The organism is Kitasatospora sp. NPDC018058 (genome assembly GCF_044327205.1).
In the GTDB taxonomy this organism is placed as follows: Bacteria; Actinomycetota; Actinomycetes; order Streptomycetales; family Streptomycetaceae; genus Kitasatospora.
The window spans coordinates 188,556-210,131 of record NZ_JBIRFA010000005.1; the positions used below are offsets into that span (position 1 = coordinate 188,556).

The window sequence follows — 21,576 nt, forward strand, 5'->3', positions numbered from 1 at the left end:
GAGTCTTACGGCATCAATTTTGACGGCGCACCCTCCTGCCGCAGTAAATATGCCAGAAAACCTGCTCCCACCTGCTGTTTACTGCGCTTTCCGGATATCCTGAGCGCGCATGGGATTCGGTGATTTACTGCGGAAGAAGGCGGTCGTGACAGAACTCCCCCCGGTCGAATACGGCCGCGCCGTCGAGCGCTACCTGGCCGCCTCCGGGCTCGCCGAGGGCTCCCGGCGGATCTACCGGATCGCGCTGAACACCTGGGCCTGGGCGCTCGCCGACCGGTCCGCCCCCACCGGCCCCGAGCGGCGGCGCGCCCGGCCGCCCGTGCTCCCGCTCGCCCTGCTCGACCACCCGGACGCCGCCGAGCGACTGCGCGCCGCCGTGGTGCTGCGCGGGATCGACACCGACCCGCGCACGCTCAACCGCGAGCTCTCCACCCTGCGCGCGGCGGTGGCCTGGTGGCGGGCCCAGGGCTGGATCGACGGCGACCCGACCGTCGAACTGCGGCCAGCCCCGCTGCCCGCACCGACCGAGGCCGCCGCCCCGCCGACCGAGGAGCAGCTACGCGCCCTGTTCGCCCTGCGCGTGCCGCTGCGCGAACAGACGTTGTGGCACCTGCTGCACGAGTCCGGCGCCGCCATCGAGACCGTCCTCGCGCTGAACACCCACGAACTCGACCTGCCCCGCCGCCGCAGCCACCCCCGGCCCGACCGCCCCTCCGTCCGGTGGCAGTCCGGCACCGCCCGGCTGCTCCCGCTGCTGATCGCCGGCCGCACCGGGGGTCCGCTCTTCCTCACCGACCGCCGCGCCCCGGCCGGCGCGCCGCCCGCCGACCGCTGCCCGCACACCGGCCGCGCCCGCCTCTCCTACCGGCGCGCCGCCGAGCTCTTCACCCTGCACACCCGGACGCTCACCACGACCTCCACGGGCTGGACCTTGCGCCAACTGCGCGGCCTTCCGCAAGGCCGTCGGTTCGGTCAGCAGGGCGACGGATAGGGCAGTCAGCCGAGGCCGTTCGCCGTCCACTGCTCGCCGGCCGGCCGGAGGCGCCTCGGCTACCTCTCCGCCGCCGGGTGAGACCCGCCGCGCTGCTCGCTCGGCGGCGCGGCGCGGCGGCCCAGCGGGAGCAAGTCGTCCAACGTGTCCGCCAGTTGGGCCAGGGACGGCCGGGCGGCCGGGTCGAGGCGCAGGCTGGCGTCGATCGCCCCGGCGAGCGGGCGGGGCAGGCGACGGCGCCGGGACACCGGGGGGACCGGGCCCAACGGTGCGCCATGGAAGGGAAGTTCGCCGGTGGCGGCCCCGTAGAGGGTGATGCCGATGCCCCAGACGTCGGCGGCGGCGGTGAGGCGGGCGCCGGCGGCCTGCTCGGGAGCGAGGTAGCCGTCCGTGCCGACGCCCGGGCTGCCGGGGCCCGGCGGGCGGGCGATGCTCAGGTCGAGCACCTTGGCGCGGCGGCAGTCGATCACGATGTTGGAGGGCTTGAGGTCGAGGTGCAGCAGGTTCTTGCCGTGCAGGTAGCGCATCGCCGAGCAGAGGTGCAGCCCGAGCAGGGCCAGGTCGGTGGCGGCCGGGCGGCGCGACTGCCGGTCGAGCAGGTGGGCGAGGGTCTCGCCGGTGAGGGTCTCCAACACCGCGTACGGCTGCGGGCGTTCGCCGGTGCCGTAGCCGCGCACCAGGTGGGGGTGGGTGAACTCGGTCAGCCAGCGGCCCTCCCGGAGCAGACGCTCGCGCAGCCTGCGGTCGCGGCGGCGGTCGGGCCGGAGCACCTTGACCACGCAGCGGCAGTCCCGTTCCTCGCTCCAGGCGTCGTAGACGTCCAGCCAGCCGGTGCGGCACAAGTGGGCCAACACCCGGTAGCCGGGGGCGATCCCCGCCCCGGCGGGCAGCGGCTCGCGGGTGCTCATGCGCCGCTCCTGACGGCTCGGCCACTCATTCGCCCACACGCACCTCTCGGCTGTTCGCTCGCTCCGCTCACTCACGCGCCCGCCTTGGTCAGGGTCGCGGCCCGGTCGAGCCGGGCGTAACCGTCGTCCCGGACGAGCAGTTCGGCGTGGCTGCCGCAGGCGGCGACGCGGCCCTCGCGCAGCAGGACGATCCGGTCCGCGTTCCGTACGGTCAGCAGGTTGTGCGAGATGATGATCGTGGTCCGCCCGTTCATCAACCGCCCCAGCGGCTCCAGGATCCGCCGCCCGGACTCCGGGTCCAGGCCCGTGGTCGGCTCGTCGAGCAGCAGCACCGGGGCGTCCCGGATCACCGCCCGGGCGATCGCGATCCGCTGGCGCTGCCCGCCGGACAGCAGCCGCCCGTGCTGGCCCACCACCGTGTCGTAGCCCTCCGGGAGCCGGCTGATGAACTCGTGGGCGTCGGCGGCCCGGGCGGCGGCCACCACCTGCGCGTCGGTCGCGCCGGGCCGGCCGTAGGCGATGTTCTCCCGGACGGTGCCGTGGGTCACCGACGTCTCCTGCAACAGCACGGCGATGTGCCCCCGCAGGTCGGTCAGCGCCAGTTCGCGCAGGTCGATGCCGTCCAGCCGGACGGCTCCGCGCTCCGGGTCGTAGAAGCGCAGCAGCAGCTTGGCGACGGTCGACTTGCCCGCCCCGCTCGCGCCGACCAGCGCCACCGTCTCGCCCGGTTCGGCGCGGAAGGAGACGTCGTGCAGCGCCACCCGGGTGGTGCCCGGGTAGCGGAACCAGACCCCGTCGAAGGTCACCGCGCCGCGCACCCGGGCGGGGCGCAGCGGCGTCGGCGGATCGGCCACCTGCGGCTGCTGGTCGAGCAGTTCGATGATCCGCTCGGCGGCGGCCGAGGCCGAGTAGAAGCCGTTGCTGAGCCGCGAGATGCCCCGGATCGGGCTGTACAACCGGCTCAGCAGGGCGACGAAGACCAGGAGTTCGCCGAGGGTGAGCCGGCCGCGGGTGAGTTCCCAGGCGCCCAGCCCGAGCACGATCAGCGCGCCGACCAGCTCCAGCAGCTCCACGATCGGCGCGAACAGGGCGCGCAGCCGGGTCGCCGCCATGGTCGCCCGGAACCGTGCCAGATTCTCCCGGCGGAAGCGTTCCTGCTCCCAGTCCTGCCGGCTGTACGCCTGCACCAGCGCGATGTCGCCCAGCGTCTCCTCGGCGAGGGCGCTGACCGAGCCGCTGCGGCGCCGCCGTTCCCGGGAGGCCGCCTTCACCTTCGTCGAGAAGCGCCGGGCGGTGATCCAGAACAGCGGTGCGACCACCAGCGCCGTGAGCGCGAGGTCCCACCGCAGGGAGAACAGCACGCCCAGGTAGACGGCCAGCTCGGCGACGTACGCGACCGCGTCGAGGACACCCGAGAGCAGGAAGGTCTCGACCGCCTCGACATCCGCGGTCAGCCGCGACAGTACGTCACCGAGCCGCCGCCGCTCGAAGAAGCCCAGGGGCAGGCCCTGCAGATGCCGGAACACGTCCGTGCGCAGGGCGAGCAGGAAGCGCTCGCTGACCCAGGCCGAGGTCGTCTCGTCGGCGAAACGCAGGCCCCCTGCCACCAGGGTCAGCCCGGCGTACCCGAGCGCGACCGGCGGGAACAGCCCGAGCCTGCGCGGCACCAGCACCTCGTCGACGACGACCTTGAAGAGCCAGATCGCGGCCACGTCGACCACCGGGCCGAGCAGGACGAACCCCAGCAGAAGGGCCAGCCAGCGCCGTCCCCCGCGCGTGTAGGGCCAGAACCGGGCGAAGGTCCGCCGCAGCGACACGGCCGGGGCCGGTGCGACGACCGGGTCCGCCCGGCCGTCGCCGTCACCCGCGTCGACGGCCGTCAGCCGTCGCAGCGACCACACGTGCTCGTCCTGGCCCGGGACCATGACCGGTGCGTTCAGCCGTCAGTGCCGCGTGTGCTTGCGGCTCCGACGGCGGTGACCGGTCGTCTCCTTCGTCTCTCTGGTCTCCTTGCCGGCACCGGCCCGCTCGCGCGAGTTCCGCATCGCCGGCAGGAGGTTGGCGAGCATGCTCATCGCCGCCACCTCTCTCTCGGTCACTCCCCCACACCCGGGGATACGGACGGGCGGGCCGGGGTGCTCAGTGAGGCACGCGGGTCGCATTCGGCGCCCAGGCGGTCACGGGTGGCGACGGGCCTCGCGCACCATGCAGAGAGAACGCCCCGGGCCGTGATCGGCCCGGGGCGTTCCGCGTTCTTCGGCGCTCTGACCTGCGCCGGAAGCTGAGCCCCCTGTCGGGTTCGAACCGACGACCCCCGCTTTACAAGACGAACCCGGATCATGACGGGGCGTGATGCCTGATGCCGCGTGGCGCTGAACCTGCAGGTCAGCGCCACGCGGCAGGTTACGTGGTCCAACTCCGGCTTGCCCATGCTGCCCCATCCGCTCACGCATCGCTCACGCGGTCGAGCTCACACCCAAACGACCTGCCGCTCATAGGGCTTGGTGACAGCCATGCCCTCAGCTCAGCAAAGGTTGAGCGAGCTGTCCCCGAAATCAGCGACAACCCGCAGTTGCCCGCCCAGAGCCTCGTCGTCGTCCAGCTCGTTCGTCCTCGCCCGCTCGTCCCTCCCGGACTCCGGGCGCTCCAACCGGACCCCTCCCACCACGGCGACCGAGACCGCCAACCGCCAGGCCGCCCCGGGAACGGTTCACACGCGCCCGGGGCCATCGCTTTGCCCATTGACCCTCATGGGTGGGTGCGCAAATGCGGCCGACGGGCCGTCTGACCCGAGAAAATCGCCCTCGGCAACTCTCCCGCTCTCCCGCCGTTTCTCGCCCTCATGCATACCGAATCCGTACCCCGGAGAACTCCGCAGAGTCCACTCGGCAACCGCCGCACGCTATCGCGGGTAGTCCTCATCGCGTCCCAGAAGGTATGGCCCCGATCGTCCCCGCAAGGAACCAACCGGGGCCTCCAGCGTCCTGCCGCCCGGTGAGCGCGCTCGACCGGTACGACTACAACGGTCACCAGGGGTGACGAGCAGAACAGCTACGCCCTCCAGCGAAGACCCTCTCTGCCGAGTGGCTCGTTGAGCTGCCGCCGGACTCGAACATGCCGGTCAGCCGCCGTGTCCTCTGGCGGACCGCTGCGGCGCGGAGTGCGGACCCCTCGCACTGCCCACCTTCAAGCGGCATGTTCTCGGCGGGCGCGGCCTGCCGGTCTCCTCGACTGTGGGCAGCGGACGAACCGGGCTGCGAGGTCTGCCTCGGACGGCCTGGAACAGCCGTCCGCCGGTTTGAACCTCGGCGGGCGGCCGGTCGTAAGTGCGGTCGGTCCGGCCGGATCACGCCGTGAGGGCCCCGGACGGACCGACCGCCCAGGCTGCCGCACTGTTCGGCCGCAGAACCGAACTCGACCCGAACTGCCCGGAGGCTGCCCACATGTCATTCGACTTCCCATTGATGGTGGAGGAGCCGAGCTCGCAACCGGTGCCGGCGCTGACCGCGGAGCGCCTCCTGGCAGGCATCGCGCTGGCCGTACCCGTGGTCGCGTTGCTGTGGGTCTCCTCGTACAGCAAGCCGACCCCGACGCTCGGCGGGGTGCCGTTCTTCTACTGGTACCAGCTGATGTGGGTGCCGCTGGCAGCGGTCTTCACCGCTGCGGCTCATCTGCTGCTCTCCCGGGACGAGAAGCACCGCGCGGCACTGAACGGCGGTGACGCCCGATGACGCACCTCGCCGACGGGATGAACGCCCCCGCGCTCACGGTGTTCCTGCTGCTGCTCGCCCTGGTGACCGTGCTCGGGTTCCTGGCCGCACGCTGGCGACGGGCGGACAACGCTCTCGACCTGCACGAATGGGGCCTCGGCGGCCGTTCGTTCGGCACCTGGGCGACCTGGTTCCTGCTCGGCGGCGACGTGTACACCGCCTACACCTTCGTCGCGGTGCCGGCGGCCGTGTATGCCACCGGGTCGGCCGGCTTCTGGTCGGTGCCGTACGCGGTCGTGGTCTACCCGCTGGTGTTTCTGCTGCTGCCCAGGCTGTGGTCGGTGGCCCGGGTGCACGGCTACGTCACCCCGGCCGACTTCGTGCGCGGCCGCTACGGCTCCCGGGCGCTGAGCCTGGCCATGGCGCTCACCGGCATTCTCGCCACCATGCCCTACATCGCACTGCAACTAGTGGGCCTGGAAACGGTGTTGAACGTGCTGGGGATCGGCGGCGGCCAGGCCGCCAACCCACTGGTCCGGGATCTGCCGCTACTGATCGCCTTCGCGGTGCTGGCCGCGTACACCTACTCCTCCGGCCTTCGGGCGCCAGCAGTGATCGCCTTCGTCAAGGACACCCTGGTCTATATCGTCATCATCGTCGCGGTGGTCTACCTCCCGATGCGGCTGGGCGGCTACGGGCACATCTTCGACACTGCCGCGGCCAAGTTCCAGGCGGTGAACCCCGTCACCCACCAGCCGACCGGCTCACTGGTGCCCGGCCCCAAGGCCCAGTGGGCGTACGCCACGCTGGCGCTCGGCTCGGCACTCGGCCTGTTCATGTACCCGCACACCCTCACCGGCGTGCTCGCCGCGAAGTCCCGGAGGACGGTGCGACGCAACATGGCCATCCTGCCGGCCTACACGCTGATGCTCGGTCTGCTCGCGCTGCTCGGCTTCATGGCCGTCACCGCCGGCGTCGGCCAGGGCGTCAAGGGCTACAACCCCCAACTGGCCATCCCGCAGCTGTTCGACAAGCTGTTCCCCGGCTGGTTCGCCGGCGTGGCCTTCGCGGCCATCGGCATCGGGGCACTCGTCCCGGCCGCGATCATGTCCATCGGAGCGGCCAACCTCTTCACCCGCAACGTCTACAAGGAGTTCCTGAAGCCGGACGCCACCCCGGAGCAGCAGACCAAGGTCGCCAAACTCGCCTCCCTGCTGGTCAAGTTCGGCGCCCTGGCGTTCGTCGTCGGCATGGACAAGCAATTTCCGATCAACCTCCAGCTGCTCGGCGGCCTGTGGATCCTGCAGACCCTGCCGACCGTCGCCGCAGGCCTGTTCACCCGTTGGTTCCACCGGTGGGCGCTGCTGGCGGGCTGGGCTGTGGGCATGGTGTACGGCACCTGGCAGGCGTACGGGATCGCCACCCCGGCCACCAGGCACTTCGGCGGCAGCACCGCGGTGATCCCGTTCATCGGCGAGACCGGCTACATCGGCCTGACCGCCTTCGCCCTCAACCTGCTCGTCGCGCTCGCCCTCACCGTGCTGCTGCGGGCCCTCGGCGCCCCGCAGGGCAAGGACGAGACCAGCCCGGAGGACTACCGCGCCGAGGCCGAGGACGAGTCGGCGGCGGGCGCCCCCAAGGCTGCGCCGGTCCCGGCGCTGACGTCCGCCGGCTGACACCCGGGGGGACAGCAGAGGGGGCGACGCCGTTCGGCGTCGCCCCCTCTGCATTCGGTACCGCCGGTCACGACCCGCGCCCCTGCACCGGCGCGGTCTCGGCCGGATATCCGCCGACCGGCACATATCCGCAGGTCAGACGGCCCGACCGATGAGAATCCTCGCGTGCTGCAACGCCCTGGTGCGGCCGATCAGGGCGGCGTTCCCCGCCACCGGGCCGCCCGAACGTACTCGGCTGACGGATGTTCCCCTCCACCCCCCGGTGCAAACCTCGATCGTCGGCCCGACCGGCACAGCCACCCCTCATCGAACTCACGAGGATCCTCATGAGAACACTCACCCCGAGCGGGCCGACGCAGGTGAACGGCTCCCCGACCGCCGCCCGGATGTCAGAGGTCAAGTTCCGCAACCTGAGCGCCATGCACCGACCTGCGGTCCTGTCCTACCTCGCCAAGCGGACCTTCGGGGATCCGCAGCTGGCCGAGGACCTCACGCAGGAGACCTTCATACGCGCCCTGCACCACCCCGAGATCCTGTCCGCGGACCACCGGACGGCGCTGCCCTGGCTCTACCGAGTCGCCCGGAACCTGCTCATCGACCAGCTGCGCTCACGCGGGCGCAGGCCCGTCGAGGTCGGTTCCGACGACCTCGACGTGGTCATCGGCGAGAGCGCGGTCGCGGACGAGATCGACGTACTCCTGACGAGCTGGTGGGTCCGCGAGGCGCTGGAGTCCCTGAGCGATCGTCATCGCGCCGTGGTCACCCAGGTCTACTTCGAGAACCGTTCCGTCAACGCCGCCGCCGAGATCCTCGGCGTGCCCCCGGGCACCGTCAAATCCCGGTGCCACTACGCCCTCCGCTCTCTCAGGTCGACCCTGCGGGAGCACCAGCCGGTCACCTGACCGACGCGCTCCGTCCGGCGTCCCGACCGGAACCCCCCTGCCCACACCTGCCACCCTTGGAGACCCGCATGACAACGACTGATCACTCGCACGCTCCGCACGACGGCCCGGCGCTGTCCGGGAATCCCCGTGCGACGGGGGGCGAGCATGGGAGCCGTCGTCCCGAACGGAGCGGCCCGCCAGGCCTGCTGGGCCGTCTCGGCCTCTGGGCTGCGAGCCGGCTGCGGCTGGTCACCGTGCTCTGGCTCGTCGTGGTCGCCGGGCTCGGCGCCTTCGCCCCGCAGGTGACCTCCTCGCTGGCAGGCGCCGGCTGGCAGGCCAACGGCTCGGAGTCGGTCCGCGTCCGCGAACTCGCCCGGCAGCACTTCGACGGAAACGCCTCCTCGGCCCTCCAGGTCGTCATCGTCGCCGACCGGCCGGTGACCGACCCCGCCGTCCAGCAGGTCCTCGGCCGGGCGACGGCGCTGCTGACGGCCGACCCGCGGATCGGCGAAGTGGTGCCGCCCCAACCCGGCGCCACGATAAGCCCCGACGGGCGCACCGAAGTCGTGCTGGCCGGCGCGAAGGCCGACACCAACGCCATGGTCCGTGCGGCGGACGACCTGAAGGGTCCGCTCGGGGCACTGTCCGGGGCCGGTGTCCAGGTGAGCGCCACGGGCGCCTCCGTCCTGTGGAGCGACTTCAACTCCGCCAACCACGACGCGATGATGCAGTCGGAGATGCTGTCGTGGCCGGTGACGCTCGCGATCCTGGTGCTGGCGTTCGGCTCGCTGATCGCCGCCGGACTCCCGCTGCTGCTCACCATGGCAGGCCTGGCAGCCTCGGCCGGTGCGCTGGTGCTGCTCAACCACCTGACGCCGACGTCGATCTGGGCGATGAACTTCGCAATGATGTTCGCCCTCGCCCTGGGCATCGACTACGCCCTGTTCATCGTCGTCCGGTTCCGTGGGGCGCTCGCCCGCCACGGCGACGCCCGGCGTGCCGTCGGCGAGACCATGGACACCGCCGGCAAGGCCGTCGCGCTGTCTGGTGTCACCGTCCTGGTCAGCCTCTCCGCGGTCCTGCTCGTCCCGTCACCCGCCTTCCGGTCCATGGCGCTCGGCATCATGATCGCGGTCACGTTCGTCCTGGCCGCAACCCTGACGCTGCTGCCCGCCGTCCTCGGCAGGCTCGGCGCCCGGGTCGACGCGGCGGCGCTGCCGTTCACCCGCCGCCAGGACGCCGCCGGCTCGCCCCGCTTCGCCGCGTGGGCCGCCCGGCTGTGGGCGCACCCGCTGCGGTACGGCGCCCCGGCCCTGCTCGCCCTGCTGGCACTCGCCGCGCCGGTGATCGGGCTGCGCACCGCCATGCCGTCGATCACCGTCATCCCGGCGGACTCCTCGGCCCGCACGGGCTACGTCGCCGTTCAGAAGGCGTTCGGCACAGGTGCTCCCGGCGCCCTCCAGATCCTGACTCCCGTGGCCCAGGCCGAGCAGGCCGCCGCCGTCCTCAAGCACACCCCGGGGGTGGCGGTCGTGCTGCCGACGGCGAACGCGGCCGACGGCTCCGGCCTGGCGCTCATCCAGGCCGTCCCGGCCGCCGATCCCTCGGACCCGGCCCTGCGGGCGACCGTCGCCGACCTGCGCGGGCACCTGCCCGGACAGGCCCTGGTCGGCGGCGCCGCCGTCGAGAACCTCGACCTGCAGGATGTCCTGGACGCCAGGACCCCGCTGGTCGTCGGAGTCATCCTGACGCTCGGTTTCGTGCTGCTCCTGCTGGCCCTGCAGGCGCCGCTGGTCGCCCTGCTCGGCACCGTCACCAACCTGCTCGCCACGACCGCCGCCTTCGGCGCCGCCCGGCTCGTCTTCCAGGACGGGCACGGGGCAGGACTGCTCGGCTTCACTCCGCAGGGGTTCCTGGACGGGTGGGCGCCGGTGTTCTTCTTCGCGATGATCTTCGCGATCGCGATGGACTACACCGTCTTCCTGCTCGCCTCCGCCAAGGAGCACTACGAGCGCAGCGGCGACCCGCGCGAGGCGATGGTCGGCGCGCTGGCCCACTCCGGGCGGGTGATCTTCGCGGCGGCAGCCGTGATGGTCGCGGTGTTCTTCACCTTCGCGCTCTCCGGTCCGCTGCCGCCCAAGGAGATGGGCATCGTCCTGGGCCTCGCGGTGCTGCTCGACGCGGCCCTCGTCCGTCTGGTCCTGCTGCCCGTCCTGCTCCGGCTGACCGGAGGCGCCGCCTGGTGGACGCCGGCCTGGCTCGGCCGGCTCCTGCCGAACCTCCGGTTCTCGCACGACTAGCCAGGCCCGCCAGGGGGTGCGGCGCCGACGCGCCCGCGCCGCACCCCGTGGCTCACTGCGACTGTCGCAGCGCCGCCGTCACCGCGAGCCCCACCCGCGAGGATTCGCCGAGCTTCGCCATGATGCGCGACACATGCAGCTGCGCCGTCCGCCGGGAGATGTACAGGAGCTCGGCGATCTGCGGGTTGGAGCAGCCCTCCGCGACCATGGCCAGCACTGTGCGCTCGGTCCCGCTCAGCGCCTCCCAGCCCGTCTCGCTCCTGGCGGCCGCCTTCCGGCTCCTGACGGTGACTCCCTCCGCCCGCAGGCGCTGCCGCGTCCGGCGGGCGTCCCAGGAGGCGCCGAGTGCGAGGTAACCGTCGACGGCCTCGGCCGACGCGGCGGCGGCCCGGTCCGCCGCGCCGGCGCGGGCCAGCAGGACGGCCTCGTTCTCGCGGGCGAACGCCACGTACAGCGGGCGCCCCGCCGCTCGGTAGGCCGTGGCGGATTCGGCCAGCAGGGAGCTGTCCGCCTCCGCCAGCCCCCGGCAGAGCGCGGCGGTGCCGAGCTTGTTCGGGGACGGCTGGTGGTCGGCCAGCTCCTGGGCGGACGCGGCGAGCGCGGTCAGCCGGTCCGAGCGGCCCAGGCCGAAGGCCATCCGGGCGGCGTCCGGGAAGAGGTGATCGAGGGTCACCACCCTCCGCAGCTCGCCCGACCGCCACAGAAACGGTTCGAGGAGGCCGAAGGCCCCTGCGAGGTCGCCCTCGGTGTCCCGTACCAGGGCTCGTACCCACCAGTGCAGGTACTCCGTGTAGGAGTGCGCGCGCAGGTCGTCGGCCTGAGCCATGATCACGTCGGTGTGCTCGCTGCGCTGCCCTCGGCGTACGTGGATCTGCGCGGCGATCGCGCGCAGATCGGGGCCGACGTCCAAGGGGTCGACGGTGTCCAGACCGCTCTGGACGGCGGCCAGAGCGTCGTCCCAATTCCCGCGCAGGTATTCAAGGTTGGCGATGGCGGACTGGTACCAGGGCAGCAGCGCCACACCGGCCCGCTCGCTCTCCCTGGCGCCCGCGCGGAAGTCCGCGTGCGCCTCTGCCGGCCGGTCGAGGTCGGCCAGGCAGTAGCCCCGGGCCAGCAGCGGGGAGAGCTGGACGTCGGACGAAGTTCCCGCCTCTCCCAGCAGGTCGAGGGCCTCGCTGGTGAGGGCGAGGGCCTCCTCGACCCGCCTGGTGACCAGCAGGACGGCGGCCCGGGTCGTGAGACCGTACGCCGTCGCGAAGCCGTCGCCGCTCTCCCGCCCGTTCCGCACCGCCAGGAGCGCGGCCCGTTCCGCCTCCTCCGGACGGATCATGAGGTGGAGGGTCTGTGCTTCCAGCGCGTGGAGCAGCGCCGCCTGGTTCCGGGGGAGGCGTTCCAGGGCGAGCGCCGAGCGGACCTCGGCGACCGTCCCCGGCAGCAGCCCCTGCTGCAGGAGCGCCTGCGCGAGCCACCCGCGCACCATGCCCTCCCGGTCGACCGGGAGGGGGCGCGCGAGTGCGGCTCTGGCGGCCTGTTCGGCTTCGGCCGGCAGTCCGGCCCAGAGCAGTGCCCGGACGAGTTCGAAGTGCAGGTCCTGGAAGCCGGCACTCGCCGTCGCGGTGGCACGGCGCAGCAGCTCGACCGCGAGCACCGGCGCTCGCACCAGCAGCGGATCCAGCGAGACGCGCAGCCAAGCCAGGTCCCGCGGTCCCAGTCGGCCGGCCTCCAGTACGTGCTCGGCGACCTGCTCGACGGGCGCACCCGCCTCGGCCAGCGAGACCCCGATCTGCTCGTGCAGAGCGGTCCGGACCGCCTGGGAATGGCTCTCCACCACTGCTTGGCGGATCAGGTCGTGCCGGAACGCGAATCCGCCTCCGCGCTCCTCCAGCACTCCCGCCGCGAGCGCCTCCACCACCGGCTCGACCAGGTCGGTGGCCGGGAGTTGGAGGACGGTGGTCATCTCGGCCGCGGTGAACGCGCGGCCGAGCAGTGCCACCAGGCGGAGCATCTCGCGGGTCGGCACGCTCAGGGAGTCGATCCGATGGAGGATCGTCGCACTCAGTGAGGCCGGCACGAGGGAGGTCTCCGGGCCGATCTCCGCGGTCGAGCCCTGCAGCTCGATCCGGCCGGCACCGGACAGCGCCCGAACCAGCTCCGCCGCGTAGAGCGGGTTGCCTGCCGCACCCGCGACCAGGGACCTCAGCCGGTCACCCGGCAGGCCACCGGCGAGGTCGGCGACCAGGGCGGCGACCTCGGCTTCGGCCAGCGGAGCGAGATCGGTGATCGGGACGCCGGACTCCGCCAGGTCGCGCAGCAACCCGGTGACGGTGGCGGTGTCCGGCGTGGGCCGGCACGTGACCACCACCAGGAGCGGCAGCTGGTCCAGAGCGCGGGTCAGCCGGCGGATGACCGCCAGGCTGGCCGGGTCCGCCCAGTGCAGGTCGTCCACCAACAGCGCCAGCGGCTCGGTCGAGCACCAGTCGTCCAGGGTCGACAGGATGGCCTCGGCGATCAGGAACTCCTGGCCGACGGCGCCGGCCGGCGCCCCGACCCGCTCGTCACCCCGCAGCAGACCGCGGATCCGGACGACCCCCGGGTGTTCGGCGGCGCCCGCGTCGAGGCACTCGCTCAGCACGGCGAACGGCACCGACCGGTCGATCTCACTGGCCGCGCCGCGCAGAACCGTGATCCCGGCGGACCGGCACAGGGCATCGACGAGGCCGAGCACCGCCGACTTCCCGATACCCGGCTCACCGCGGAGCGCCATCGCCTGGCCCCGGCCCTCGGTCAGTCGCCGAACCATGAGTTCAAGGCGCGCCCGCTCGGCGGCACGGCCCTGCACTGTCACTACCATCAAGATCCACTTCACCGTCGCCCGACCATCACAGCTGCTCAGCGCCTCGGGCTCGCGCTTGCCGGGCTGGCCCGGCATGCGGGCCAGTCTCCCAGACCCACGGGTACGGCTTCTTCGGGCGGGGCTCCTGCCGGTACGAAGTCCCGAAACCTGACGAAAGCCGGCCAATGCGATAATTCCCAGAATGAGAACCACCGGGGCGACCGCAGCGCTGATCGGTCGCAGGGCCGAGTCCTCACAGCTCAACGATGTCCTTTCCGCCGCCGCAGCCGGCCGGGGACGTGCTGTCCTGCTCCGTGGTGAGGCCGGGATCGGGAAGTCCGCCCTACTGCGGGCATGCGCCGACCGCGCCCGGGAGTCGGGCTTCGCGGTGCTCTGGAGCACGGCGAACGAGTCGGAGCGGCACTTCCCGCTGGGGACGTTCCTGGACCTCCTGGAGCGGGACCAGCCGTGCTCCGGGCAGCTGCGGGCGGAGCACCGAGCCGCGGTGGCGGCCCCGGCCCGGCACGCGGCCGGCGTGGGGACGGATCCGGTGCCGGCCACCGCGGAGCGGCTGTTCCAGGTGGTGGAACAGCAGTGCGCGACCGACCCGGTGCTCGTCGTGGTGGACGACCTCCACCGGGCGGACGACGCCTCGGCGACGCTCTGGCTACGGATCGCCCGCCATGCCGAACACTTTCCGCTCGTAGTGGCGGCCTCCGTGACGCCCGGCACCGGCGCCGACACCGAGGCCCTCGTCCTGCACACGGTGCAGCGCGGTGGTGGCCTCGTGATGGATCTGGAACCGCTGGCCCCGTCCGAGGCGGCCGCTCTGGCGGCCGGTCAGCTGGGCGGCCCGGTAGGCGCGTCCGTGCTGGGGGCGCTCGACCGGGCCGGTGGCAATCCGCTCCACCTCACCGAGCTGACGGCTCTGCTCCGCCGGCAAGGCGGACTGACCGAGGGGCGGCACGGGTACGAGCTCACGCCCGGACAGCACGACCTCTCGCTCGGGGCGGCGATCACCGATCGGGTCCAGCGGCTGTCCGCCGAGCTTCGCGCGGCCCTTCGGATCGCCGCCGTGCTGGGCATCGAGTTCCGGCCCGCCGACCTCGCGGCGGTGTCGCGCCGTTCGCTGGTCGCCCTGGTTCCGGTGTTTGAGGAGGCACTCGCCGCCGGCGTACTGGACCCGGCCGGAGAGCGGCTCAGGTTCCGGCACCACATGATCTGGCAGGCGCTCGTGGAGAGCACCCCGCAGGCCATGCGCGGGGCACTGCACCGGCAGACGGCGGAGGCGCTCGATCTGGCTGGTGCGCCGCTCGACCAGGTGGCCGGCCATCTGATCCACTCGGCGTCCATGGCCACCGACGCGTGGCTGCACGGCTGGATCACCCGGCACGCCCGCGAACTGGTCACCCGCTCACCGGGTGTCGCGCTGGAACTGCTGACGCAGGCAATCGACGGGGACGGTCCGGCAAGGGATCGGACCGACCTGCGCCTGCGTACGGTCGAGGCGCTCAACGCGCTGGGTCGGCCCGACGAAGCCGAAGTGGCTGCGCGTCAGCTGCTGGCCGTACCGTCCTGCGCGCCCGATGTCGCGGCCGAGGCCTCCTGGATGCTCGGCGAGACGCTCCATGCCCGCTCGTCGACCGGCACCGGGGCCCGGGATGCCGCCGAGCTGCTGACCGCCGCCACCGCGATCGTGGGCATCAGTGAGCGGTCCAGGGCGCGGTTGCAGGCCGAGAACTCCTTCTACCTGTTCCGGTCGGACCGGCCCGACCAGGCCGCCGAGACGGCAGCCGCCGCGGTGGCCGGTGGTGAACGCTCGGGCGAGTGCTTCGCCGTCGCCTACGCCTCCTGGATGCAGGTGGTGCTGGCCCGGGTCGAGGACGGCGACCTGGACGGCGCCCTCGAACTGAGCCGGCGCGGCCTGGCGCTCTGCGCCGGGGCCCCGCATCCCCGGGTCGAGAGTCTGCTCCGGACGCAACGGCTGGTGATCGCAGGCCTCCAGGACCGCATCCCCGAGGCCGAGGACGAGATCACCGAGATCCGCCGCTTCGGCTACCCCACCCAGGCGTACGGCCAGGGCCCGACGGTCGCGATCGCAGCCCACCGCTTCCGCACCGGGCAGTGGGACGAGGCCCTCGCCGAGATCGAGCACCTGGGCGAGGAGGAATTCCGGCACGCGGCCGTCCAGGCACGCGGCCTGGCCGCGCTGGTGGCCGGCCTCCAGGACGACGCGTCCACGTGCGAGGCGCAGCTGGGACTCCTGCGGGACCACGCACCGCAGACTCCCGCCGACCGCGCAGCCGCCCACTGGCTCCTGATGGCGCGTGCGATCTCCGCCGAACGCGCCGGGCGACCGGACCAGGCCCTGGCAGCCCTGCTGCCCGTCCTCGACCCGCAGCTCGTGACGGGCCCGGAGGACCCCTTCGAATGGCTGCCGACCGTCGTCCGGCTGGCGTTGGCGGTCGGTGACCGCGCGACCGCCGAGGCCGCCGCCACCCTCGCCGGCACCGCGCCGTCCCGAGGGCCCGGCATCGCCTCCTGGGAGCACACCGCCCGGCACGCCGCCGCACTGCTCGAAGCCGATCCGGCGCCCCTGCTGGCAGCCGCCGACCACTACGCGGCCGCCTCCCGTCCGCTGCGACAGGCCAACGCCTTGGAGGACGCGGCCGAGCTGCTGGCCCGGCAGGGGCGCTCGGCGGAGGCCAGACTCCGACTGGAGCAGGCGGTGACCGCCTACGGCGCGCTCGGTGCCGCCTGGGGGCTGCGCCGGGCACGGACCCGGCTGCGAGCGGCCGGGATCCGCCTCGGCGCGCGTGGCCCCCGGGCCCGGGCCACCTCCGGCTGGGACAGCCTGACCCCGACGGAACTGCGCGTCGCCCGCCGGATCGCCGACAGCCGGTCCAACCCGGAGATCGCCACAGAACTGATGCTCTCCCCCCGGACGGTCCAGACCCACGTCTCGCACATCCTCACCAAGCTCTCCTTCCGGTCGAGGGTCGAGATCGCCGCCGAGGCCGCCCGGCAGGACCGCCTCCAGGAGGAAGGCCGCCGATCGTGACTGTGTGTGGCCACAGTCACGCTGAACCTTCGGCCAGCACCCGTCGTAAGGCGGTCCGTGGAAGAAAGCACGGAAGCAGGCACTGTCCTCACGACCCTCAGGAAGCCGTTCGGACTGATCCGTCGGCCTCGCCGCAGCAGCCCGGCCACCAGCCCGGCCACGGCGCTGCTGGCCCGGATCCGGGACGGCCTCATCGGTGACGGCGAGGTGCTGCAGGGCCCGTACGGGCCCCGGCGGATCACCTACGCCGACTACACGGCTTCCGGGCGTTCGCTGGACTTCGTCGAGGACTGGCTGCGCTCGGCGGTCCTCCCCCACTACGCCAACACCCACACCGAGAGCTCCGCGACCGGGCTGCAGACCTCCCGCCTGCGCGAGGACGCCCGCCGGCTGATCCACCGCGCGGTCGGCGGCACCGACGACCACGTCGTGCTCTTCTGCGGGTCGGGGACCACGGCGGCCGTGAACAAGCTCATCGGCCTCCTGGAGCTGCAGAGTCCGGTCGGGCTGGCCGAGCGGTACGGCCCGGCGCACGCCATTCCCGCGGACCAACGGCCCGTCGTCTTCGTCGGCCCCTACGAACACCATTCGAACGAGCTGCCCTGGCGGGAGTCAGTCGCCGACGTCGTGGTCATCAAGCTGGATGCGGACGGCCGTATCGACGAGGACGACCTGCGCACCCAGCTCGCCCGCTACATGGACCGGCCACTGCGCATCGGCAGCTTCTCGGCCGCCTCCAACGTGACCGGCATCCTCACCGACGCCGACCGCATCGCCGCCCTGCTGCACGCTCACGGAGCGCTGTCCTTCTGGGACTTCGCCACGGCCGGCCCGTACGTGCCCATCCGTGTCACCGAGTCGGCACCGGGCCGGATCGACCACAAGGACGCCGTCTTCCTCTCACCCCACAAGTTCGTCGGAGGCCCGCAGTCCCCTGGCGTGCTCATCGTCCGGCGAAGCCTCATCCGCAATCGCGTACCCACCATGCCGGGCGGCGGCACCGTGGCCTTCGTGGACCCCCAGCACCAGTACTACCTCGACGACGTGGTCGCCCGGGAGGAGGGCGGCACCCCCGCCATCGTCGAGTCGATCCGCGCCGGTCTCGCCTTCGGGATCAAGGAGGCGGTCGGCACCGAGCTGATCCACGCCCGGGAGGAGCGGGCCCGGGAGGCGGTCCTGACCCGCTGGCGGCAGAACCCGAACATCGTCATCCTGGGCCCCACCCACGTGCGACGCCTGCCCCTGGTCTCCTTCCTGATCCGGCACCAGGACCGCTATCTGCACCACAACTTCGTGGTCGCGTTGCTCAACGACCTGTTCGGCATCCAGGCCCGCGGCGGCTGCTCATGCGCCGGCCCGTACGGGCACCGGCTGCTGGACATCGGCGACGACCACTCGGCGGCCCTGCGCGAGGAGATCGTCGAGCAGGGCCACGAAGGCATCAAGCCCGGCTGGACCCGGATCAGCCTCCCGTACTTCATGTCCGACACCGTCCGGGATTTCGTCATCGAGGCGGTCGAGCTCATCGCCACCCACGGCCACCGCCTGCTCACCGACTACCGCTTCACCCTCGACGCCGGCCTCTGGCGCCACCGCCTCGCCCCGCAGGAACCCCCGCTGAGCCTGGCCGACTTCCTTGTCGACACCCCGAACGCCCCCGGAGGCAGGCTCCACCACGGCGAGGAGGCGCTGGCCGGCTACCTCGCCCACGCACGTGGCCTCTTCGCCGAACGTCCCGGACACATCCCCGAAGGCCGCCTCGGCCTGCCCGAGAACTTCGAGACGCTCCGCCACTTCGCCATCGCCGAGGTCTGCCTTCTGCCCGAGGGGCGTGCGGCCCGATGACCCCCGCGCAGCAGCCGGTGCCCGTCCGTCGGTTCACCCGCCTGGCTCCCCCGGCGGACGAGTACCCGGGCGAGCTCCTGCTGCTCGCCCTGCGCACCGGTGAACTACTGCTGGCCAACGGCGCACCGGCCGCCGACGTCGTGGCGACGGCGACCGCGATGGCGGCGGGCATGGGACTCCACGGATGCACCGCGGACGTCACCGCCGGCGCCCTCTCGCTGTCCTACCGCAGCGGGCCGCGCGCGGTGCCCATGACCGAGGTTCGGGTCGTGCGCACCGCCACGCTGGACTACTCGCGCATCGACGCCGTCCACCGCCTCGTCGAGCAGGTCGGGCGGGGTCGCCTGGACGTCCGCGCGGCGCGGTCCCGCCTGGCGCAGATCGAGGCCGCCCGACCGGCCCACCCCGCCTGGCAGGTCACCCTGTCCTGGGCGGGCCTGGGCGGTTTCTTCACCGTGATGCTGGGCGGCGGGCCGACGGTGTTCGCCGCCGCCGCCGTGGTGGCCGCCTTCATCGACCGCGCGAACATCTACCTGTCGCGCCGCGGCGTGCCCGACTTCCACCAGGTGGTCCTGGGCGGAGCGGTCGCCACCGCCACCGCGACGGGGCTCTTCCTCACCGGCACGACCACCCAGGCACCGCTGGTCGTTGCGGGCGGGATTGCGATGCTGCTGCCGGGCCTGGCCTTCGTCAGCGGGGTGCAGGACGCCATCGCGGGCTACCTGGTCACCGCTGCGGCGCGCGCCCTGGAAGTGGCGATGGCCGTCGCGGCGATCGTCGCCGGCGTGGGAGCGGCCCTCTACGTCGCAGCACACTCCGGGCTGCGGGCCCCGCAGGTCCAGCCGGACGGCTTCGCCCTGCACGGCTGGGCCGCACTCCCCCCGGAGATCCTGGCCGCGACGATGGTCTGCGTCTGCCTGGCCTTCTGCCTCCAGGGGACTCGGTGGAACCTGCTCACAGCCGGCCTGGCCGGCGCGCTGGCCTGGACCGTCCACCTCGTGCTCTGGCAGGAATTCCGCCTTCCACCGCCCCTGGCCGCAGCAGTCGCGGCCACCCTCGTCGGCCTCGCCACTCAGACCCTCGCACGCCGCACCAACACCACGGCCCTGCTGCTCACCATCGCGGGCATCGCACCGCTCGCTCCCGGCTACACCATCTACCAAGGCATGCTCCACCTCAGCCACGGCCAGCTCGCTCCTGGGCTCCTGACCATCGGCCAAGCCGCGGCCATCGGCCTGGCCATCGCAGCCGGCCTCACCCTCGGACACACCGCCGCCGACCAGGTCGCCCCCAGAACGGCCCACCAGGGGGCAGTTCGGCGGCTCCCGACCTCACATTGACCGCCAGCCGACCTTCCGGCTGCTCCTCGCGAAAAGCGGTGTGTACTGAATGTGTACTGGGCTCCTGCCGCCAAGGCCAGGTCACCGTCCCGGCCAGCGACGTCCAGCTAGCCCAATCAGGGGAGCCCCGCTTTTCGGCGGCAAAGGTCACCCGCGGCGGCTTGCACTCCAGGAAACGGCTCTGGCCTGCGGCTTTCCAGACCTGTCAGCCAGGGAGTGCGATGACCCCCGCTTTCCTGAGCTCTAACTCATCTGCAGCGAAGCGCAGCACCAAACATGGCCTGACCTGCAGTTTTACGGATTCGAGGCCCATCCAGCGGAGGTTGTGCCTGCTCTGCCCGCAGGAGCAGGCACGACATGTTCCTACAGCTGGCATACCAAGATCCCGCCAAGGCACGTGATCTTGAAGAAGCCTCGGACATCGATGGTCGCAGCAGCGATCTCGGCGGCTCGGCTGACGGTTTCATCGAAGGGGACGCCGCACTGTTCGGCCCACGCTCCGTACGAGGCCAGGTGGGCGACAATCGGTGCAGAGTCGGTGACCTCAATGATGCCGGGCAACTCTCGAACCCGGATGTCCTTGAACGCCGTACCGAGGTAGCCGGAGGCCTTCTCCAGGGAGAACCGGGAGCTGAGGGAGACCCGTGCCGGCCCCTCGGGAATCCCGAGGATGTCTCCTGCGGCCCTGGCCCAGAGCTGGTCCAGTTCCTGCTTGTCGGTGTCGCTGTTGGTCGAGGCGATGAGGATGCCGCCGGGCCGAAGAACGCGGGCCAGTTCCTTGATTGTGGCCTCGATGTCGCTGACGTGGTAGAGCATGTGCAGGGCCAGCACGGCGTCAGCGCTGTCGTCAGCGAAGGGCAGGGCCTGGGCGTCGGCCACCAGGACCGGCTTCGCGACGTCGGCGAGGATGCCCGCCGAGATGTCCATCCCGACGACCTGAAGGTCCGGGCGGTCCTTGTGAAGGCGGCTGACGAACTTGCCGTTGCCGCAGCCGATGTCGAGGACGATCCCGCTGGTGTCGGCCAGTTCTTCGACGACGATCCCGGGCAGGTCGCACTGCGGCTGCTGCCACCGGTAGATGGACTGGCGGGCGGCCAGGTGGCGTCCGTCGGCGTATGCGCTGTTCGCGAGGATCGACTTGTCGGCGACTGCGGCGTCCTGCTGTGCAGTGTTGCTCGTCACTGGGGCAGCTCCGGAGGGTTCGTGAGTGCGGGTCGAGAGCAGGCTTCTCTGACATTCTCACGGAGACTCAGGACGAGCGGGGAGTCTGCGTAGGCGGGCTCGGCGAGACGAGTGCTCAGGGCTCGAAGCCGGGTGGAGATGCTCGCTGTTCGCCGGTCCGGTGCGGCGTCCAGCACCACCGCGAGCTTCTCCTGCACACCGTCGAGGTCCCCGTGGGCGAGGTGGGCGTTGGCGAGGTCAAGGCGGGCCGCCAGCAGGTCGCCGGAGGACTGTTCCTGCTGCGGTGCGGACTCGTACAGGGCGATGGCCCTTGAGGATGCCTCGATGGCGCGGTTCACGTGACGCTGGCTACCCAGGGCAAGGAGGGCGGTGCCGGCGTAGGTCCACTGCTTGGCCTCGGGAAACGTGAACACGCCTGGGAGATCCACAGCGGCTACTGCGCTCCGTGCGGCCTCGGCCGCCTCCACGGCTCGTAGCGCGCTCGCGCTGTCGCCGAGCGCGGCGGTGGCCCGCGCTTCGAGGCTGAGCAGGCGGGCTGCGATCGTCCCGCTGTCCGTGTACGGCAGTCCCGCTCTGGCCAGTTCGGCGGCCTGGCGGTGGTCCTGCTGCCAGTAGGCAATCAGGGACTGGACGGATCGGATCCAGGCCCGGAGGCCGTTGTGGCCGGCTGACTCCGCGCAGCGCCAGGCCGTTCGCGAATGCGTCGCCGCAGCTGTGTAAAGCTCAGCGCCTGGGGTGGGCGGAATGACCGGGGCGTCCTCGGTCACCCGGTCACTGACCGCCTCGGAGGTGACCTGACCGGTCAGAGCACCGGCATCCCGGTCAGTCCGGTCGGTCAGTACGTCG

At 72.2% G+C, this 21,576-nt stretch carries 14 protein-coding genes and 1 tRNA gene; 8 read left to right on the top strand and 7 right to left on the bottom strand.

Going from position 1 to position 21,576, the window contains the following annotated elements:
- Positions 1-145 precede the first annotated feature (145 nt).
- Entirely contained in the window at positions 146-991 is an 846-nt protein-coding gene (locus ACH4E7_RS09260) for a hypothetical protein (RefSeq protein WP_396248373.1), read from the top strand.
- Positions 992-1,050: 59 nt separating this feature from the next.
- Here ACH4E7_RS09260 and ACH4E7_RS09265 read toward each other — a convergent pair whose 3' ends face one another.
- The 4 genes from ACH4E7_RS09265 to ACH4E7_RS09280 all read right to left on the bottom strand — a co-directional run bounded on the left by ACH4E7_RS09265 (position 1,051) and on the right by ACH4E7_RS09280 (position 4,270).
- A complete protein-coding gene (locus ACH4E7_RS09265; protein ID WP_396248374.1) occupies positions 1,051-1,899 on the bottom strand; it encodes a protein kinase in 849 nt (282 codons plus the stop codon).
- A 71-nt stretch (positions 1,900-1,970) separates the two neighbouring features.
- Positions 1,971-3,824 carry an ABC transporter ATP-binding protein gene (locus tag ACH4E7_RS09270; RefSeq protein WP_396248375.1) on the bottom strand — a complete coding sequence of 618 codons (1,854 nt, stop codon included), beginning with the start codon at positions 3,822-3,824 and terminating at the stop codon, positions 1,971-1,973.
- Between the two features lie 18 nt (positions 3,825-3,842).
- The gene (locus ACH4E7_RS09275) at positions 3,843-3,998 is read right to left on the bottom strand and encodes a hypothetical protein (protein WP_396248376.1); all 156 of its coding nucleotides are present in this window, start codon (positions 3,996-3,998) and stop codon (positions 3,843-3,845) included.
- Positions 3,999-4,183: 185 nt separating this feature from the next.
- Positions 4,184-4,270 (bottom strand) — tRNA-Thr (locus tag ACH4E7_RS09280).
- Between the two features lie 1,072 nt (positions 4,271-5,342).
- On the opposite strand from ACH4E7_RS09280, the gene ACH4E7_RS09285 reads away from it, so the two are divergent.
- The 4 genes from ACH4E7_RS09285 to ACH4E7_RS09300 all read left to right on the top strand — a co-directional run bounded on the left by ACH4E7_RS09285 (position 5,343) and on the right by ACH4E7_RS09300 (position 10,469).
- The gene (locus ACH4E7_RS09285; protein ID WP_396248377.1) at positions 5,343-5,630 is read left to right on the top strand and encodes a DUF3311 domain-containing protein; all 288 of its coding nucleotides are present in this window, start codon (positions 5,343-5,345) and stop codon (positions 5,628-5,630) included.
- The gene (mctP, locus tag ACH4E7_RS09290) at positions 5,627-7,285 is read left to right on the top strand and encodes a monocarboxylate uptake permease MctP (protein ID WP_396248378.1); all 1,659 of its coding nucleotides are present in this window, start codon (positions 5,627-5,629) and stop codon (positions 7,283-7,285) included. The genes ACH4E7_RS09285 and mctP overlap by 4 nt, the downstream gene beginning before the upstream one ends.
- Positions 7,286-7,611: 326 nt before the next feature.
- Positions 7,612-8,187 (top strand): sigma-70 family RNA polymerase sigma factor, encoded by a 576-nt coding sequence (locus tag ACH4E7_RS09295; protein WP_396248379.1) that lies wholly within the window; start codon positions 7,612-7,614, stop codon positions 8,185-8,187.
- A gap of 68 nt (positions 8,188-8,255) precedes the next feature.
- Positions 8,256-10,469: an MMPL family transporter gene (locus ACH4E7_RS09300; protein WP_396248380.1), complete on the top strand. Its 2,214-nt coding sequence runs from the start codon at positions 8,256-8,258 to the stop codon at positions 10,467-10,469.
- Positions 10,470-10,521: 52 nt separating this feature from the next.
- On the opposite strand, the gene ACH4E7_RS09305 is transcribed toward ACH4E7_RS09300, so the two are convergent.
- Positions 10,522-13,398: an AAA family ATPase gene (locus ACH4E7_RS09305; RefSeq protein WP_396248381.1), complete on the bottom strand. Its 2,877-nt coding sequence runs from the start codon at positions 13,396-13,398 to the stop codon at positions 10,522-10,524.
- A 106-nt stretch (positions 13,399-13,504) separates the two neighbouring features.
- Here ACH4E7_RS09305 and ACH4E7_RS09310 point away from each other — a divergent pair, with 106 nt between their 5' ends.
- The 3 genes from ACH4E7_RS09310 to ACH4E7_RS09320 are packed head-to-tail and all read left to right on the top strand — an operon-like array spanning position 13,505 to position 19,548.
- The gene (locus ACH4E7_RS09310; protein WP_396248382.1) at positions 13,505-16,363 is read left to right on the top strand and encodes a BREX system ATP-binding domain-containing protein; all 2,859 of its coding nucleotides are present in this window, start codon (positions 13,505-13,507) and stop codon (positions 16,361-16,363) included.
- Positions 16,364-16,420: 57 nt separating this feature from the next.
- Positions 16,421-18,208 (top strand): aminotransferase class V-fold PLP-dependent enzyme, encoded by a 1,788-nt coding sequence (locus ACH4E7_RS09315; RefSeq protein ID WP_396248383.1) that lies wholly within the window; start codon positions 16,421-16,423, stop codon positions 18,206-18,208.
- Positions 18,205-19,548 (top strand): threonine/serine exporter ThrE family protein, encoded by a 1,344-nt coding sequence (locus tag ACH4E7_RS09320; protein ID WP_396248384.1) that lies wholly within the window; start codon positions 18,205-18,207, stop codon positions 19,546-19,548. Before ACH4E7_RS09315 ends, ACH4E7_RS09320 begins: the two co-directional genes overlap by 4 nt.
- Before the next feature lie 363 nt (positions 19,549-19,911).
- Here the strand turns inward: ACH4E7_RS09320 and ACH4E7_RS09325 are convergent, their stop codons facing one another.
- Together ACH4E7_RS09325 and ACH4E7_RS09330 are read right to left on the bottom strand one after the other, a co-directional pair.
- Positions 19,912-20,730: a class I SAM-dependent methyltransferase gene (locus ACH4E7_RS09325; protein WP_396248385.1), complete on the bottom strand. Its 819-nt coding sequence runs from the start codon at positions 20,728-20,730 to the stop codon at positions 19,912-19,914.
- Positions 20,727-21,497, bottom strand: a complete 771-nt coding sequence (locus tag ACH4E7_RS09330; protein ID WP_396248386.1) for a hypothetical protein — start codon at positions 21,495-21,497, stop codon at positions 20,727-20,729. The genes ACH4E7_RS09325 and ACH4E7_RS09330 overlap by 4 nt, the downstream gene beginning before the upstream one ends.
- Positions 21,498-21,576: the final 79 nt, after the last annotated feature.

Coding starts and splice junctions, on each gene's coding strand:
- ACH4E7_RS09310 (WP_396248382.1), top strand. CDS start 13,505: ATGAGAACCACCGGGGCGACCGCAGCGCTGATCGGTCGCAGGGCCGAG.
- ACH4E7_RS09285 (WP_396248377.1), top strand. CDS start 5,343: ATGTCATTCGACTTCCCATTGATGGTGGAGGAGCCGAGCTCGCAACCG.
- ACH4E7_RS09305 (WP_396248381.1), bottom strand. CDS start 13,398: ATGCCGGGCCAGCCCGGCAAGCGCGAGCCCGAGGCGCTGAGCAGCTGT.
- ACH4E7_RS09270 (WP_396248375.1), bottom strand. CDS start 3,824: ATGGTCCCGGGCCAGGACGAGCACGTGTGGTCGCTGCGACGGCTGACG.
- ACH4E7_RS09300 (WP_396248380.1), top strand. CDS start 8,256: ATGACAACGACTGATCACTCGCACGCTCCGCACGACGGCCCGGCGCTG.
- ACH4E7_RS09265 (WP_396248374.1), bottom strand. CDS start 1,899: ATGAGCACCCGCGAGCCGCTGCCCGCCGGGGCGGGGATCGCCCCCGGC.
- ACH4E7_RS09320 (WP_396248384.1), top strand. CDS start 18,205: ATGACCCCCGCGCAGCAGCCGGTGCCCGTCCGTCGGTTCACCCGCCTG.
- mctP (WP_396248378.1), top strand. CDS start 5,627: ATGACGCACCTCGCCGACGGGATGAACGCCCCCGCGCTCACGGTGTTC.
- ACH4E7_RS09295 (WP_396248379.1), top strand. CDS start 7,612: ATGAGAACACTCACCCCGAGCGGGCCGACGCAGGTGAACGGCTCCCCG.